This is a genomic window from Kitasatospora sp. NPDC028961, from assembly GCF_055564815.1.
This window is the reverse complement of record NZ_JBVHVO010000001.1, coordinates 43,608-59,914: the sequence shown is the minus strand read 5'-3', so window position 1 is coordinate 59,914 and position 16,307 is coordinate 43,608. Positions and strand designations below refer to the sequence as shown.

At 74.3% G+C, this 16,307-nt stretch carries 14 protein-coding genes; 3 read left to right on the top strand and 11 right to left on the bottom strand.

From position 1 onward, the window contains the following. Positions 1-13: 13 nt before the first annotated feature. Positions 14-778, top strand: a complete 765-nt coding sequence (locus ACZ4UX_RS00285) for a TrmH family RNA methyltransferase (protein ID WP_465704558.1) — start codon at positions 14-16, stop codon at positions 776-778. 17 nt (positions 779-795) lie between these two features. On the opposite strand, the gene ACZ4UX_RS00280 is transcribed toward ACZ4UX_RS00285, so the two are convergent. The 9 genes from ACZ4UX_RS00280 to ACZ4UX_RS00240 all read right to left on the bottom strand — a co-directional run bounded on the left by ACZ4UX_RS00280 (position 796) and on the right by ACZ4UX_RS00240 (position 11,071). Beyond that, positions 796-2,145, bottom strand: a complete 1,350-nt coding sequence (locus ACZ4UX_RS00280; protein WP_465704556.1) for a peptidoglycan-binding protein — start codon at positions 2,143-2,145, stop codon at positions 796-798. A 267-nt stretch (positions 2,146-2,412) separates the two neighbouring features. Continuing rightward, positions 2,413-3,336 carry a pyridoxamine 5'-phosphate oxidase family protein gene (locus tag ACZ4UX_RS00275; protein WP_465704554.1) on the bottom strand — a complete coding sequence of 308 codons (924 nt, stop codon included), beginning with the start codon at positions 3,334-3,336 and terminating at the stop codon, positions 2,413-2,415. 31 nt (positions 3,337-3,367) lie between these two features. After that, a complete protein-coding gene (locus tag ACZ4UX_RS00270) occupies positions 3,368-3,835 on the bottom strand; it encodes a VOC family protein (RefSeq protein ID WP_465704552.1) in 468 nt (155 codons plus the stop codon). Between the two features lie 86 nt (positions 3,836-3,921). Then, the gene (locus tag ACZ4UX_RS00265) at positions 3,922-4,875 is read right to left on the bottom strand and encodes a PfkB family carbohydrate kinase (RefSeq protein WP_465704549.1); all 954 of its coding nucleotides are present in this window, start codon (positions 4,873-4,875) and stop codon (positions 3,922-3,924) included. A 119-nt stretch (positions 4,876-4,994) separates the two neighbouring features. Then, a complete protein-coding gene (locus ACZ4UX_RS00260; RefSeq protein WP_465704547.1) occupies positions 4,995-5,744 on the bottom strand; it encodes a lysostaphin resistance A-like protein in 750 nt (249 codons plus the stop codon). Further along, positions 5,741-8,290, bottom strand: a complete 2,550-nt coding sequence (locus tag ACZ4UX_RS00255; RefSeq protein WP_465704545.1) for an MMPL family transporter — start codon at positions 8,288-8,290, stop codon at positions 5,741-5,743. Before ACZ4UX_RS00255 ends, ACZ4UX_RS00260 begins: the two co-directional genes overlap by 4 nt. Next, a complete protein-coding gene (locus ACZ4UX_RS00250; protein WP_465704543.1) occupies positions 8,287-9,225 on the bottom strand; it encodes a class I SAM-dependent methyltransferase in 939 nt (312 codons plus the stop codon). Before ACZ4UX_RS00250 ends, ACZ4UX_RS00255 begins: the two co-directional genes overlap by 4 nt. Further along, positions 9,222-9,836 carry a hypothetical protein gene (locus ACZ4UX_RS00245; protein WP_465704541.1) on the bottom strand — a complete coding sequence of 205 codons (615 nt, stop codon included), beginning with the start codon at positions 9,834-9,836 and terminating at the stop codon, positions 9,222-9,224. The genes ACZ4UX_RS00250 and ACZ4UX_RS00245 overlap by 4 nt, the downstream gene beginning before the upstream one ends. Next, positions 9,833-11,071 carry an aminotransferase class I/II-fold pyridoxal phosphate-dependent enzyme gene (locus ACZ4UX_RS00240; protein WP_352294988.1) on the bottom strand — a complete coding sequence of 413 codons (1,239 nt, stop codon included), beginning with the start codon at positions 11,069-11,071 and terminating at the stop codon, positions 9,833-9,835. The genes ACZ4UX_RS00245 and ACZ4UX_RS00240 overlap by 4 nt, the downstream gene beginning before the upstream one ends. 605 nt (positions 11,072-11,676) lie before the next feature. Between ACZ4UX_RS00240 and ACZ4UX_RS00235 the strand changes: the two genes are divergently transcribed. Then, complete coding sequence (locus tag ACZ4UX_RS00235; protein ID WP_465704539.1) at positions 11,677-12,207, top strand: TetR/AcrR family transcriptional regulator; 531 nt, start codon at positions 11,677-11,679, stop codon at positions 12,205-12,207. Between the two features lie 28 nt (positions 12,208-12,235). Next, the gene (locus tag ACZ4UX_RS00230; protein ID WP_442906829.1) at positions 12,236-12,568 is read left to right on the top strand and encodes a DMT family transporter; all 333 of its coding nucleotides are present in this window, start codon (positions 12,236-12,238) and stop codon (positions 12,566-12,568) included. A 49-nt stretch (positions 12,569-12,617) separates the two neighbouring features. Here ACZ4UX_RS00230 and ACZ4UX_RS00225 read toward each other — a convergent pair whose 3' ends face one another. After that, positions 12,618-13,661: a hypothetical protein gene (locus ACZ4UX_RS00225; protein ID WP_465704537.1), complete on the bottom strand. Its 1,044-nt coding sequence runs from the start codon at positions 13,659-13,661 to the stop codon at positions 12,618-12,620. Positions 13,662-13,904: 243 nt separating this feature from the next. After that, positions 13,905-16,064: a S53 family peptidase gene (locus ACZ4UX_RS00220; RefSeq protein ID WP_465704535.1), complete on the bottom strand. Its 2,160-nt coding sequence runs from the start codon at positions 16,062-16,064 to the stop codon at positions 13,905-13,907. Positions 16,065-16,307: the final 243 nt, after the last annotated feature.

Here is a 16,307-nt window from a genome sequence, read left to right as displayed (position 1 = left end):
CAGAGTGGGCGTCATGGACGACGAGCGGGTGCGGGAGTGGCGGGCGGGCGCGGCGGCGCCGGACACGGTGCTGTTGGACGGGTTCCACGCGCTCAAGCACGCGCTGCGCTTCGGCGGGGACGTCCGGCAGGTGCTGACCGCCGACCGGGCCGCGCTGCTGGCGCTCGCCGCCGAGCTGGCCGAGGACGTCGCCCCCGCGGTGGCCGCCCTGGCCGTGGAGCTGCCGGAGGCGACGCTGCGGACGCTGGTGCCCAGGCTGCACCCCACCGGGGTGATCGCGCTGGCCGGGCGCCCGACCAGCGCGGCCAACCTGGCGGCACTCGGCCGGCGGCCCCGGACGGCGCCGGTCGTGCTGCTGGAGAATCCGCGCAACCTGGGCAACGTGGGCGCGGTGATCCGGCTGGCGGCCGGTTTCGGCGCCACCGGCGTGGTGACCACGGGGGACCTGGACCCCTGGCACCCGAACGTGGTGCGGGGCAGCGCCGGCCTGCACTTCGCCACCGCCGTCGAACGGCTGGAGCTGCCCGAGCTGCCCGCCGGCCCGTTGTACGTGCTGGACCCGGAGGGCTCGGACATCCGGACGGTGGCCCTGCCGGACGACGCGCTGCTGGCCTTCGGTACCGAGCGGCACGGGGTCTCGGCGGAGCTGAAGGCGCGGGCGGACCGGCTGGTCGCGGTGCCGATGCAGCCCGGCGTCTCCAGCTTCAACCTGGCGACCAGCGTGGCGATGGGGCTCTTCCACTGGATGTCGGGCCGCCCGCCCGGCCTTCCCCTGTAGGGCGGGCGCCGGGAGGGCTACGGCGCGAACAGCCGGTGCCAGGTGTCCGGCCCGGGGTAGCCGTCCGCCTCGGCGCCGCTCCACCCCTGGGCGAGCTGGAAGGCCTGGACGGCCAGCCGGTCGGCCTCGCCCCAGCGCGGGCCGGGGCCCTCGGTGTAGAACCGGCCGAAGCCCCTGCGGACCAGCTGCTCGCCGAGCCGCGCCACGGACGCGTTGTCGGCGCCCGGGACGAACCGGTCGCCGCCCGGGAAGGCGGGCGCCGCGGTGTCGCCGCCGGGGGTGACCGGGGGCGGGGGGAGCCGGGTGGCGGCGGCGGGGATGTCGCGGCCCTTATGGGCGACCAGGTAGTTCCAGGTGTCCTTGCCGGGCAGGCCGTCGGCCTCGCTGCCGCGCCAGCCCTGGGCGAGCTGGAAGGCCTCGGTGGCCTTCCGGTCGGCCTCGCCCCAGCGCGGGCCGGGGCCCTCGGTGTAGAACCGGCCGCCCCCGCGCTCGACCAGCATCCGGCCGAGCTCGGTGACGTGGGCGTTGTTCGCCCCGGGGCCGAACTTGTCGGCGCCCGGGAAGGCGGTCGACGCAGAGCCGGCGCCGTCGTTGCTGCTGCCGGTGGTGGAGAGCGCCTTGGCGCGGTACGGGAGGTACGAGGCGGAGTTGCTCCAGTAGGCGTACGGGGTGTCCCGCCGGGTGGTGCCGGGGGAGGTCTGCTCGTACGCCAGGTAGCGGGTGCGGGAGGAGTCCGTCCAGCCGCCGAAGAGGGTCACGTGCGAGCCGGCCTGCGGGTTGGCCGGGTTGTTGTAGATCAGGATGTCGCCGGGCTGGAGGTCCGCCTTGGTGATCCGGTCGGCGAAGTCGGGCAGTGTCCAGGTGGTCTGACTGCTGTCCAGGCCCCAGGCCATCGAGACGAAGCCGGAGCAGTCCTGGCGGTAGCCGTCGGACCAGAAGCGGCTCATGCTGTACGGGACCTTCTGGGCGAGCCAGCTCTGCGCCCGCTCGACGATCGCGGCCCTGGTGAGCGGCTCCGCGGTGGCCCGCGGGGCGGCGGGGGAACGGGCGCCCGGCTCCTCGCCGTAGAGGCCGCTCACCCCGCCCTGCGGGGTGGTCGGCGGCTGGGCGGCGCTGGCGCCGCCGGGGGTCGGCGCGGGGGCCGCCGCGGCCCCGGCCGCCCCGCCACCCAGGGCGGTGCCGACCGCGGCCACCAGGACGGCGGCGCGGCGGCGGACGCTCCGGGCCGCGGCGTGCCCGCCCTCGTGCACCGGCGCGGCGTGCCGCCGGGCCCGGCTGCGGGCCCGGCAGCCCCCGCATATGCAGTCCTCGTCCGGTTCGACCTCGTCGAATTCCAGCAACGGGGTCGATTGCTCGGTGGGGGTCATTCTCCGCCTCTTTCCCGGTCAGTCCTGATGGCACGACAGGAGGGACGTGCCCAGGCCGGTATCGCGTGCTGTCCGACCAAACTCCCAAACCGGACGGGTGCTCGGCGCGGCAGGGTGCGCCGCCCGGGTGACGGAGGGTCGGCGGTCCGGGCGTGGCGCGGGGGAACGGCGGGCGGTGGGACGGCGGCCGCTCCGACGGACGGTCAGCTCCCGGCGGTGGTGGCCGGACGGGTGCGGGCCTGGCGGGCGCGGGCCGCCCGGCGGCGGTCAGGCGGCGGCGGGCGGGTTGGCCGGGGAGTACTCGGGACCGGTCCAGGTCAGCGGGGTGGCGTCGGCCAGTTCGACGACGCCGGTGACGGTGAGGTCGACCACCCGCTCGGCCCCCGGCAGGCCGGCCGCCGCCGCGTCGGACCAGTCGGTCCGGGCCTCGCCGGTGATCAGCAGCGCCCCGCCGGTCTCGAAGTCGGGCAGCAGCAGTCCGGCGCGCGGGTCGAGTTCCAGGTTGCCCAGCGTCATGAACATGCTGTTGCCGGCGTACTCGGGCCAGCGCAGCCGGTCCGGGCCGACGGCGCGCAGGAAGCCGGGGTTGCCGCCCCGGTGCGAGGCGTCCACCCGGCCGTCCGGACCGGCGGTGGCGATGAAGAAGGTGTCGGCGGTGGCCGCGGCCAGCCGCTGGGCGGTGGAGAGCACCGCGCCGGCGGCCACCACGTGCGGGACGCGGGCCGACGGCTGCTCCAGCGGGCTGCGGCGCTGGATGTACTTGGGGCAGTTGGCGTAGACCTGGTCGGCGGTGATCACCAGGCCGCCGCGGCCGTCCGGCGCGGAGCGGCCGTTGAGCCGCATCCGCCGCCGGCCGGCCGGGTCCAGGGCGATGGTGCCGACCTCGGCGGGGCCGGCCAGGACGGCGGCCAGCGGGTCCTCGGCGGCGGGCCGGGCCGCCACCGCGAGGGTCCGCTCGTCGGGTGCGCGCAGGAAGCCGGGGCCACCGGTGAGCTGGGTCGCCCAGAGCCGGCCGGCGGCGTCGGCGGCGCCGACCACCAGCACCCGCCGCTCCGCCAGGAAGCGGGCGGCCACGGCCGGGATGGTGCGGCCGATCGAGCGGCCCGAGTGGTCGGCCCGCTCGGTGCGGCCGGCCCGGGCCTGCACCGCGCGCTCGCCCGGGTGGTACGGCGTGCTGCTGCTGTCCGTCATGGCGGCTGCCTCCCGATCCGGCCGGGCGGGCCTAGAAGAACCCGCAGGTGGGGGCCGCGCCGGTGGGCGCGGTGGCGCCGGTCGCGTCCACGCCCTGCGGGGTGAAGATCTCCAGCCGGATGCCGTCCGGGTCGGTGAAGAAGATCCCGCCGGAGGCCGCTCCCTCGCTGTGCGGGACCACGCCGTCGTGGGCGAACCCGGCGCCCAGCTCGCGCAGCAGCCGCTCGGCCGCGCGGACCTCGTCGAGGCTGTCGACCTGGAAGGAGAGGTGGTGCAGGCCGGGCGCCGCGGTGGCGAAGGTGCCCGCGCTCTGCTGCCAGAGGGTGAGCACCAGCCGGCCGTCGCGGCCGAGGAAGGCGAAGCGGCGCTCGGGGTCGGTGCCCTCCTTCACCAGCTCCAGGCCGAGGACGCTGCGGTAGAACGCCGTCGAGCGGTCGAGGTCGGTGACGTTCAGGCCGATGTGGCCGGTCTGCAGGGTGCTGGTGGCGGTGCTGGACATGGCTGATCACTCCCGTGGCCGGGGCGCCCGGAGGCGCCCGCTCCCTAACCTGTACAAGGGACGGTAGTGGTTATCCTGATGTCCCGTCAACCAGTACTGGCCTCGGTAGCGGTTAGGTAGGTCTCGGCGAGCCGGTCCTGGAAGGCCTCGGCGGTGAACAGGTAGTCCTGGCTGCCGGCCGACTCCAGCGCGTACGCCGCCAGCACGCAGCCGATCCGGGCCGAGGCGTCGTCCGGCAGGCCGTCGGCGCGGCCCGCGAGGAAGCCCGCCCGGAACGCGCCGCCCGCGCCGGCGCCGTCCGGCAGCCGGGAGATCGGGGCGGCCGGGACGGCCAGCGAGGGCTCGTCCGGGTAGTCGATCCAGACGCCCTCCGGGCCGAGGGTGGTGACCCAGCTGCCGACCCGCCGCAGCACCTCCTCGGCGGTCCACCCGGTGTGCTCCAGCAGCAGGCCGCGCTCGCGCCGGTTGGTGACCAGGCAGTCCGCCCCGGTCAGCACGGCCTCGGCGCCGGCCGTGCCCAGTTCGTCCGTCCGGCCGGCCACGTCCACCAGGTACGGCAGACCGAGGCGCCGGCACTCGGCGGCGCGGGCGGCCATCACCTCCGCCGCGGCGGGGCCGAGGAAGACCAGCCCGATGCCCTCCGTCCAGCCCGGCGGGCCCGGGCTGACGTCCTCGGCCAGCGCCCCGGGGTGGAAGGAGGTGATCCGGTTGCGGTCGGCGTCGGTGGTGCTGGTGTAGCGGGCGGTGGCCAGCTCGGTCGAGACCCGGACCAGGGAGGTGTCCACCCCGGCCTCGGTCAGCCGGTCCCGGTAGTCGCCGAAGTCCCGGCCGGCCGCGCCCAGCAGCAGCGGCCGGCGGCCGAGGCGGCCGAGCCCGTAGGCGACGTTGGCGGCCACGCCGCCGTAGCGCACCTCCAGGTCGTCGACCAGGAAGGAGAGCGACAGGTGCTTGAGCTGGGCGGGCAGCAACTGGTGGGTGAAACGGCCGGGGAAGGTCATCAGGTTGTCGATGACGATCGGGCCGGTGACCGCGATTCTCATGGGGATACCTGCCTCACCGTGGAGGGTCCGGAGTGACGTGGCCGGAGCGGCCGGAGCGGAGCGGAGGGGGTGGACGACGGCGGCGGGACGGGCCGGTCCGGCGGCGCGTCGGGCAAGCCCTAGAGGGCCCAGAGGACCCAGCCGAGGAGCAGCAGGTTGGCGGTGCCCTGGGCGACGGCGCTGGCCAGCGCCGAGCCCGTCCAGGCGCGGCAGACGCCGAGCGCGAGGCCCATGGTGAAGACGGACGGCAGGACCCCGGTGATCACCCGGGTGTCGAACGGGTTGAGGCCGTAGTCGCCGAGGTGAACCAGCGCCCAGGCGGCCGAGGTGGCGGCGATCGCCACCACCGGACCCCGGCCGCGCTCCACCGCGTGGTACAGCACGCCCCGGTAGCAGACCTCCTCGACCAGCGGCACCAGGACGCCCATGCAGACCACCATGGCCAGGCCCGCGACCACCGGGGCGCCCGGTGCCAGCTGCCGGAACAGCTCCGGGATCAGTGACGTCCAGTTGCCCCCGCCCCGCCCGAAGGCGGCGCGGGTGGCGAAGACGGTGTCGGCGTAGGCGAGCACCACCAGGGCGGTGCCCGCCGCCGCGGGCCCGAACCGGAAGCGGCGCAGCCCGGCGGCGGCGCGGTCCGGCCGGTCCAGCACGGTCAGGACCAGCGCGCTCAGGCCCACCGACAGGACCATCAGCGGGATCGCGAACGCTCCGGCGATCCGGACCGAGGCCAGCACCGCGAACAGCAGCACGGCCGAGGCGACGGGCGTGGCGCGGTGGCGGTCGCGCAGGCGGTGCAGGGTGCGAGCCCGTCCGGTGGCGGCGGGCTCGGGGGGCGCGGGCGCCGCCACCGGACGGTTCGCGGTCATCGCGGGCCCACCTCCGCCACCGCGGGGGCGCGGCGCAGCGAGGGGAGCCACCAGTTGTAGCGGCGGAACAGCAGGAGCGTGGCCGGGACGAAGAGCATCCGGATCAGGGTGGCGTCCAGCAGGACGGCCAGGCCGAGGCCGGCGCCGTACTCCTGGAGCATCACCGTGGAGGAGAGCACCATCGTGCCGAGGCTGCCGGCCATCACCAGGCCCGCCGCGTTGATCACCCGGCCGGTGTCGACCACCGCGCCGATCGTGGCGCTCTCCTGGTCGGCCCCGCCGCGCACCAGGTCGCGGACCCGGGTGACCAGGAAGATCTCGTAGTCCATGCCGAGCCCCATCATCAGGACGGTGAGGAAGATCGGCAGGTCGTCGATGATCGCCCGGTCGAGCCAGAAGTGGAAGATCAGCACGGTGATGCCGATCGCCCAGACGTTGCTCATCATGATCGTGAGGATCAGCCGGACCGGGATCAGCAGCGAGCGCAGGGCCACCACCAGCATCACGAACACGCCGACCGAGACCAGCCCGATCATCTGCCAGAAGCTGGAGTTGAGCGCGTTGCCGTACTGGCGGTCGACCTGGGTGGCGCCGCCGACCTGGAGCGCCCCGACCTCCTTCGCGCCCTCGGTGACGTCCTGGATCCGGTCCACGGTGGCGACCGCGGCCTCGGAGTAGGGCGGGTCGGCGAGTTCGACCACGATCCGCAGCGCGCCGTCGTCGGCCAGGTAGTCCCGCCGTACGTCCGCGGTCAGCGCGTCGACCTGGTCGGCCGGCAGCGGGCTGCCGAACGGCCTGGTCACCGCGGAGACCCGGGCGACGCCGGGGACGGCGGCCAGCCGGTCGGTGAGCGCCGTCACCGAGCCGAGACCGCTCGCGGTGAGCCGGTGGGTGGCCGGGTCGACCACGCCGGCGGCCGGCCGGGTGACCACCAGGGTGGGCAGCACGGCCGCGTCGCCCCACTTCTCGGCGACCAGCTCGAAGCCGGCCCTGGAGTCGGTGGCCGGGCTGAGCGCCACCGGGTCGGCGGTCGAGCGGTGCTGGGCGGTGATCACCGCGAACGGCACCGTGATCACGGCGAACACCAGCACGATCGCCACCTTGCGGCGGCGCGCCAGGTCGGCGGCCCTGGCCAGGTGCCGGCCCAGGGCGCTCTCGTGCTCCAGATCGCTCAGCGGGCGCCAGCCGAGCGCGAAGAACCGGTCGCCGAGCAGCACCAGCAGGGCCGGCGTCAGGGTGAGCGCGGCGAGCAGCACGATCGGGATGCCGATCAGCCCGCCGTAGCCGAGCGGCGGGATCCAGTCCACCGGGGAGAGCAGGGTGGCCCCGAAGGCGAGGACCACGGCCACCGCCGCGAGCAGCATGGACTCGCCCGCGTGCGCGGTGGCGTGCACCGCCGCCTCCTTCGGCGGGCGGCCGGCCAGCCGTTCCTGCCGGTAGCGCGAGGAGAGCAGCATGCTGTAGTCGACGCCCGCGCCCAGCATCACGAAGTTCATGATCGTGATGGTGAACTGGGTGAGCGTCACGCCGTGGCCGAGCGCGAACAGCGCCGCCTGGCTGACCGTCATGGCCAGCCCGATCGCGGCCACGGTCAGCACGGCGGGCACCACGGCGCGGAAGAACAGCAGCAGCACCACGAAGATGATCGCGTAGGCGACCGTCTCCATCAGGGCGTTGTCGTCCTCGGCCTTCTTGTAGGTGTCCTTGATCAGGGCGAGCTCGCCGGTCACGTGGGCGTCGACGTCCGGGCCGGCGCCGACGGCGCGCAGCGAGCCGTCGATGGCCGAGCGCAGCCAGTCCACGTCCGGATCGTGCCCGGCCTGCTTGGCGAAGCTGACCGTCACCAGGGCCGCCCGGCCGTCCTCGGCGAGCAGGCGGTTCACGGCGTCGGCGGGCACCGGCACCGGGAAGGAGCGCCAGTCGGTGGCGGCCGCGAAGCCCGCGGCGAGACCGGGCAGCGCCGCGTCGTCGGCGGCCACCCCCCGCTGCGCCAGGTCGGCGAGGCCGGCCGGGACCTGGCCCGCCGCCACCGCCGCGTCCACCGCCTGCCGGCGGGCCTCCGGGGAGGTGCCGGCCCCGGCGGCGGTGAGGTCGCGGTCCACCTGGGTGCGCAGTTGGCGCAGGTACTCGGTGGTGGAGTCCCGGTAGAGGGTGTAGGCCGAGACGGACTGCCGGACCTCGCCGGTGCGCTCCTTCCCGGCGATCCGGCCGTCCAGTTCGGCCAGCAGCCTGCGCAGTTGCTCGCCCCGGACGTCCGGGGCGCCGATCGCGACGATCGACTCGCGCTGCGAGCGGTCGGGGAAGGACTGCTCGACGAGCTGGTCGGCCCGGGCACTGCTGGTGCCCGGGACGACCTTGGAGGCGCCCTGTTTGGTCAGGACGTCGTTCAGCTGCGAGGCGAACGGGAAGCAGACCGCGATGACCACGGCCCAGACGGCGAGCACGGTCTTCGGGCGGGCGGTGAGCACCCCGGCGAGGCGCAGCAGGCGGCGTTGCACCGCGCCGTGGGTGGTCTCCGGTGGTGCGGGGGTGACGGTCGTGGTCATGCGGTGCCGACTCCCTCGCGGTGGCGCCCGCCCGGGCCGGTGCCGGCCGAGGGGCTGCTGGGGCTGGTGCCGGTGACCACCGCGAAGGTGTGCCGCAGCTCCAGCGTGCCGTTCCTGGCCACGTGTTCGGCCAGGCCGGCGCGGATCAGCTCCAGCGCGTGGTCCTCGCGGCGGTGGTCGACGGCGTCCTTGAAGCCGGCCGCCGCGCCGGAGCGCTGGACCCACTCCAGGGCCGCCTCCGGGGTGTCGGCGGGCAGCACCTGGTGGCCGTCGCGCTGGACGTCGACGGTCAGGCCGGCCTTGGTGAACCAGCGGGCCACCGTGGCGGCGTCCTTGGGCAGGTTCACCCGGACCAGACCGGTGAGCAGCGACGGGTCCGCGGCGAAGACCTTCTCCAGCTGGGTGATCAGGGTCTTGAGCGCGTCGCCGCGGGTCTCGATCACCACCACCCGGCCGCCGGGCCGCAGGACTCTCCTGATCTGCTCCAGCAGCTTGACCGGCTTGCTGTAGCAGATCGCCCAGCCGACCACGACGAGGTCCGCCGAGGCGGTCGGGCGGGGGCGCAGGAACTCCTCCATGTCGCCCTCCTGGAGGGAGACGTCGAGCTCCGGCGCGCGCAGGGTGTCGGGGAGGATCTTGGCCTGCGCCACGGCCAGCATGCCGGGGGACTTGTCCACCGCGTGCACCGAGCCGCGGCCCTCCAGCCGGCGGACGATCTCGTGGGTCAGGTGCCCGGTGCCACAGGCGAGTTCGAGGACGTCGTCGCCCGGGCGGATCTCCACCTCGTTCAGCGCGGCGAGCGAGTGCACGCCCATCACCGGGCTGAAGTAGCTGTCGTAGCTGGAACTCGCGGCGTCGTAGTCGGGCGTGGTGTCGGCGTGGGTGCGGCTCAGGGTGAGGCGCAGGGCACGCGCGGCGAGTCCGAGGCGACTCATGGCTGGCTCCTTCTGATGTGGTCGGATTCCGAGGGCTGCGAGGCCGGTGCCGCGCAGGCGAGGAGCAGGAGGCCGGCCAGGCCGGCCAGGGTGCCGAGGACGCCGGCGGCCACCGAGGGGGCGGTGGCCCCGGCGGCGACGCCCGCGACCAGGGCGAACACCGCCGGGGCCACCACGGGCGCCCGGCCGGCGGCGGGGCGGTCCGGGCCGAGCGCCACCGCGACGGTCAGTGCGGCGACGGCGGTGACCACGGCCGCGAGGACGGGGCTCGCGGTGGTGGCCGAGGCGGGCAGGGCGGCGCTGAGCAGCAGCAGCCCGGCCGCCGGGGCCCGGTGGGGCGGGCCCGGCAGCAGGGCGGCCGCGGTCCGGCGCCGCGGCAGGGCGGCCGTCAGGGTGAGCGCGGCGCCGATCGCGGCGGCGGCGCACCAGGGCCAGTCGGGAGCGCCGCCGCCGGCCGGGGGCAGGCCGGCGCCGAGGACGGCACCGGCCGCGCCGCCGGCCAGCGCGGCGATCGTCGGGGGGCCGGGCGCCAGGGGCGCCCCGGGGCCGGCCGGCGGGCCGCCCGGTGCGCCCGCCCGGCTGCCGCGTGCGGGGTCCGGCGTCCGGTTCACGGCCGGGCGGCGGACGAGTCGGCGAGCTCCGCGAGCTCGGCCAGCTCGTCGGTGGCGTCCGGCTCGCCGTCGCGCAGGAACATGGCCGTCTCGTCGCTGAGCGCGTCCAGCACCCGGTTCAGGTGCTCGGTGGTGTGGGTGGCCATCAGGCTGAGCCGCAGTCGGGGCGAGGCGGCCGGCGGCACCACCGGGTTGGTGTAGACGCCCTTGTCGATCAGCCGGCGCCAGAGCAGCAGGGTGTCGACGACCCCGCGGGTGCGCAGCGGGATCACCGGGGTGCTGCTCTCGCCCGGGCTGATGCCGAGGGAGAGCAGGCCGGCCCGCAGGTGGTCGGCGTTCTGCTGGGCCCGCTCGGGGCGCCAGGGCTCCTCGCGCAGGATCCGCAGCGCGGTCAGCGCGGCGGCCATGCTGGCCGGGGTCGCGGAGGCGCTGAAGATCAGGCTGCGGGCGTGGTGCTTGATGTAGTGGATGACGTCGTCGTCGCCGACGACGGCTCCGCCGAGCGAGGCCAGGGACTTGCTGAAGGTGACCGTGATGAGGTCGACCCGGTCGGTGAGGCCGAAGTGGGAGCAGGTGCCCCGGCCCTGGTCGAGGACGCCGAGGCCGTGCGCGTCGTCGACGATCAGCCGGGCCCCGTGGCGCTCGCAGACCTCGACGATCTCCGGCAGGGCGCAGAGGTCGCCCTCCATCGAGTAGACGCCGTCGACCACGACCAGCTTGCCGGCCTGGGCCGGGACGGCGGCCAGGCCGCGGTCCAGCGCGCGGGCGTCGTTGTGCCGGAAGCGCCGGTGCTTGGCGCCGCTGAGCAGGCAGCCGTCGACGATGGAGGCGTGCGCGTCGCGGTCGGCGAAGACGACGTCGCCGCGGCCGGCCAGGGCGCTGATCGTGCCGAGGTTGGCCTGGTAGCCCGTGGAGAGCACGGCCGCCGCGGGCTTGCCGTAGAAGTCGGCGAGTTCGCTCTCCAACTGGTCGTGCAGGTCGAGGTTCCCGTTGAGGAAGCGGGATCCGGTGCAGGACGGGCCGTACCGGTCGAGCGCGTCGGCGGCCGCCTTTCTGACCCGGGGATCGGAGGTCAGACCCAGATAGTTGTTGGAGCCGCACATCACCAGCTCACGGTCACCCAGGGTGACCGTGGTGCCTTCGTGGCCGGTGAGCGGGAGGAAGTAGGGATAGATCCCCGCCGCCATGGCATCCCGGGCAGCACGGTAGTCGGATACCTTGGAGAAAATGTCCACCAGATTCCCTCGAATTCGATGATCGGCGTATTCGACGCATCGGTTCACGCGAATTTTGACCCTGGTTTGAACGGAATACCCGCCGCTGTGGGCATGGCCGGGCCGGCCGCATCGGACGGGGCCGTGCGGAAGCCTGCCCCGGGGCGGTGCGCGTCGTTGCGCAGCGGCCCCGGGCGTGGTCGTCGAAGCACGACCGGGCATGGCGGATGAGCCGACGGTGCGTTGACGCGGCGCTAACCGCCGACGCCGAAGCCTTGTTGACGTGTTGTCAGCTAGTGCTCGTGGGCTGCCGGCCTGCGCGGACATCGTCGAATCCGTATGTCTCGCATGATCCCCCGTGGATGTCGAACAGCGTTCCCCCTGGCGCGGAGAAAAATCCCGGCGCCGCTTCTTCGATCATCGTGCGCATGAATCTTCAGGTGGCCGGGCGGCGATCCCCGGGATCTCGCCTGTTTTCGGCCGAGGAAACGTAAGCACGCTCCATTCCGGGCTGTCAACACCCGTCTCTTTCGGGCCACTTGGAATTACCGGCGAGTCACATCGGTTCTGCTAGGGTGGGCGCCGACCGTCTGGACGGTCCGTGACACGGAGAGAGGGACGGAACGGTGCGTGATCATCTGCTCGACGCTGTCGAGCGGCTGCTGGTGCGGGGAGGTCTGGACGCGGTGCGGCTGGACGCGGTGGCCGTCGAGGCCGGCGTCAGCAAGGGCGGGCTGCTGCACCACTTCCCCAACAAGCGGGCGCTCGTGCAGGGGGTCGTCGAGCGGCTGGCGGACCGGTTCGAGGCCGTACTGCCCGGGCCGCAGGCGCCTCCCGGCGCCTTCGCGCTCGCCTGGTTGGAGGCGAGCATCCCGGAGGAGTCACCGGCCGGGGACACCAGCGGGGCGGACCAGGTGCCGGTGGCGCTGCTCGCCGCGGCCGGCGGTCCGGAACTGCTCGACGTGCTGCGGTCCCGCTACGAGCGCTGGCAGCGGCGGCTCGTCGAGGACGGCCTGGACCCGGCCGTGGCCACCCTCGTGCGGATGGCCGTGGACGGCTGGTGGTCGGCCCGCCTGCTCGACCTCAGCCCGCCGCACGACGGGCTGCACCGTGAGTTGCGCAAGCTGCTGGTCGACCTCGTCGGCGGCAGAAGCTAGGTCATCCGAAACGAGACGGGGGACGGACATGACGGCGTACCTGCTGGTGGGAGCGGCCATCGCGGCCGAGGTGACGGCGACACTGGCCCTGCGGGCCTCGCACGGACTGACCAGGCTCGCGCCCAGCGTGGTGGTCGCGATCGGCTACGTCGCCGCGTTCGTGCTGCTGGCCCAGGCGCTGAAGTCGCTGAACGTGGGCCCGGTGTACGCCGTCTGGTCCGGGCTCGGCACGGTCGGGGCGCTGGTCGGCGGCGCGGTCGTGTTCGGCGAGCCGGTCAAACCGGCCTCGCTGATCGGGGCCGTGCTGGTGGTCGGCGGGGTCGCGGTGATGTACCTCGGCGGCGGGCTGAGCCACGAGTGAGCTCCTGACGCGGGGCGCCGCCCGGCGCCCCGCCGCGGGGTGCGCCCCGCTACTCCCACTCCCAGCGGATGCCGACGTGGCCGGGCTGCTGGTCGGGGGCGAGCACGTGGGCGCTGGCCGAGGCACCGATCCACAGCTGCTCGCGGCGGCGGTCGACGTCCTCGCCCGGAGCGCGGTCGTAGCGCTCGCAGTGGACGGGCACGGCCGCCGGGTCGAAGTGCACCTGGAGCACGTACTCGCGCACCGGGATGGCGAACCGGCGGCTGTACTCCATGGTCGGGCCGCCGGGCGGGATCTCCACCTCGTACTCGAAGACCGTGCTGTCCCCGTGGCCGAGCGGGCGGTCCAGCATCAGCTCGCCGACCACCAGGCCGGCCTTCGGCCTGCGGCGGACCCGGCCGAGGCGGCCGTGCCGGACCGAGGTGATCTCGGGGCAGCCGGTGGCCTCCTCGTCGGCCTTGTGCACCACCAGGCAGCGGCCGACGCCGCCGACGGTGGCGCGGACCACCTGGCGCATCCGCAGCAGGTTGCCGCGGCGCTCGGCGTCGACGTAGTACGAGTCGTGGATGGAGAGCCGCTCCAGCTCGCCGACCGGCGGCGCGTCCAGCTCGGCGAAGACCTCGGCGATCTGCTGCTCGCCCGGCCAGACGTCCTCCAGCCGCAGGTGCGCGGTGTTGGCGGCGGCGGCCCAGCGGCCCCGTGGGCGCGGCGGGCCGAGCAGGGCGGAGAGGGTGGAGTGCGGCAGGCCGAGCAGTTCCTCCAGCAGGTGGACGGCGCGCAGCGAACTGGCCCGCTCGGGCTGGCTGCGGCCGCGCCGCCAGTAACTCAGCGTGGTCACGCTGACCCTGACCCCGCGTTGGGCGAGAGCGGCGCGGATCCGGTCGAGGCTCAGGCCGCTGGCCTCGATGGCCAGGTGCAGGGTGTCGGCGAAGCCCCCGGCGGGGGCGGGCCGGCCGGCGCCCGGGGCGGCGGCGGGTGTGGTGGTCGCGGCGGTGGTGACGGTCGTGGCGGGGGGCACGGCGGCGGGTGCGGGCGCGCCGGGGCGCGGTCCGACCAGCCGGAGCCGGGCGTCCTGGGGGTGTTGTGAGCCCATGCGGTTACCTTCCCCAGCAAGCGGGTTCGGCGCGGTCGGTCCGGCGCCGGAGGGCGCCGTGAACGGCTTCACCGAGCTGTGGGGAACCCTATGCACGGTCGAGAGGCTACGTCATCAGTCGTGCGTATGACAGTGGTCACGAGGGGTGGGCCACAGGGTTATCGATCTTGAAACAGAACGGAAACACGCCGTCGGGGCGGTCCCGGTGCGGACCGCCCCGACGGTGTGGGGTCGCGGAGGTGATCAGGAGACGCTGAGCGCGGCGTCGTCGATCACGAAGCTGGTCTTGAGCGAGGCGTCCTCGGTGCCGGTGAACTTGACCGTCACCGTCTGGCCCGCGAAGGCCGACAGGTCGAAGGACTTCTGGACGAAGCCGGTGGCTGCGTCGGCGTTGGACAGGGTGGCCAGCGTGGTCGAGCCCGCCTGGACGGTCAGCTTGTCGTACGCGGTGGAGCCGGACTCGGCGGTGTCGACGTGCACCCAGAAGGAGAGCGTGGCCTTGCAGCCAGCCGGGATCGACACGGTCTGCGCCAGGGTGTCGGTGTGGGCGCTGCCGTAGCCGTCCAGCCAGGCCTTCCAGGAGCCGGCGTGCGCGGCCTCGCCGGAGGCGTTGTCGACGACGCCGGTGGACGCCGTCCACGGCGCGGCGGTGCCGGTCTCGAAGCCGCCGTTGCCGATCAGCTGGGCCGCGGTGCAGCCGCCGGTGGGCGGCGTGGTGGTGCCGCCGAGCAGCGCCGCGTCCAGGGCGTCGGCGATCGGGCTGCCCCAGCCGGTGACCTGGTCGTAGCCGGCCTTGGTGGAGAAGTCCTGGTTCTTGCCGGTGGTCACGTCGTGGAACGTGGTGCCGTAGCCGCTGCCGTTGGCGACGGCGTACAGCCGCGGGCTGGCCTCACCGAGGACGGGCTGCCCGGCCGCCTTGGCCTTCTGGTTGAACTGCGCCGCGTAGCCGGACCAGAGCGGGGCGGCCGCGCTGGTGCCGCCGTAGACCTGCCAGCCGCCGGCGGTGTAGATGGCGAAGCCGCTGGCCGGGTCGGCGTTGGAGGAGACGTCCGGGACGGTGCGCATGGTGCCGCTCACCCCGGTGCCGGTCTGCCAGCTCGGCTTGGCGAAGACGGTGGAGACGCCGCCGCCGGCGGTGCTCCAGGCGCTCTCGGAGGAGTAGGCGCTGCCGGAGACCTTGAGGTTGGTCCCGCCGACGCCGGTCTGGTGCGGGCTGGACGCGGGGAAGTCGACCGCCTTGACGGAGGAGCCGCTGGTGGAGCGGGTGCAGTCGCGCGAGCCGTCGTCGCCGGAGGCCGAGAAGATCGAGATGCCCTGGGCGGCGGCCTGCTTGAAGGAGTTGTCGACCGCCGTCATGGAGGAGGCGGTGGTGTCGGGCTCGCAGGAGCCCCAGGAGATGGAGATGACCGAGACCCGGTTGTCCGCGACGATCTTGGCGGCCATGTCGATCTCGCCCTGGTCGCTGTTGGGGGCCTCGTAGACCAGCTGGGTCGCCTTGGGGGCGACGCCGCGCACGATCTCGCTGTCCAGCTCGACCTCGCCCTGGCCCTCGCCGGGGGAGGAGTCGTAGTTGGCGCCGTCCACCGACACGGTCGAGACGGCCGGGCCGGTGAGCCCGTACTGGCTGTCGTAGGTCTTCAGGTTGGTGGAGCTGTAGCCGTCGAACTCCCAGAGCGCGACGCTGACGCCGGTGCCGTCGGCGCCGGTCCTGTTCAGGTTGTACGCGCCGTCGTACTGGCTCGGGCCGAAGCCGCTGGGGGCGGCGGTGACCGCGTTCGGTGCGGCCGGCGTGGACGGCTTCACGTTGCGGGTGGTGCGGACGGTGTGGTTGTTCAGGCCGGATATGCCCTGCACCACGCCGGCGAGGTCGGCCGGCACGGAGGCCGCCGCGTCGTTGGCGAAGAAGGTGCGCTGCTGCTGCGGGTCCAGGTAGGCGCTCTCGTGGGTGCCGAAGGCCTTGGCGATCTGCTCGGCGGTGCCGTGGGCGTCGACCACCTGGCGGTTGTCGCTGACGGCGGAGACGGTCAGGCCCTGGGCCGTCAGGTAGCCGCGGACCTGGTCGACGGCGGCCTGGGTCGGGCCGAACCGGTCGGTGAACTGCTGCGGCGTCAGGTGGGTGCCGAACTCGGGGGCGCCGGGGGTGGCGATCGCGGCGAGGAAGCGGTCCAGCTCGGCGGTGTCGCGCAGCTTCAGGCTGACCGCGACGGAGAGCTGCTGCTCGGCGGGGACGTCGCCCTTCTTCTCGGAACGGGCCACCGCGGGGGTGACGGTGTTCGGCAGCGAGACGCGCGGCGCGGCGGCGTTGGGGGCCGGGGCGGCCTGCGCGGCGGTCACGCCGAGCGAGACCGCGGACAGCGGCAGGACGGCGAGTGCCGCGACGAGGGCGAGGGAGCGAGGGCGCACGGAATCCTCCTCTGGCCGGCATGTGGGGGCCGGCAGGGGCCAGGGCGTCTCTGGGGTGAAACGCTGGCTAGAACATGACAGAGCGGTTCCGGGAATTGGCTTATGGTCAAGCAATTCGTTGCTAAAGAACAGTCAACTGTGGAGAACGGAATGGAGGCGTCTTCATACAGTTAACGGCCGGAATTCACGCTCCGGACGGCCCCGATTCGGCGGCCGCGGGCGACGTAGAATCGGGTACCGGGC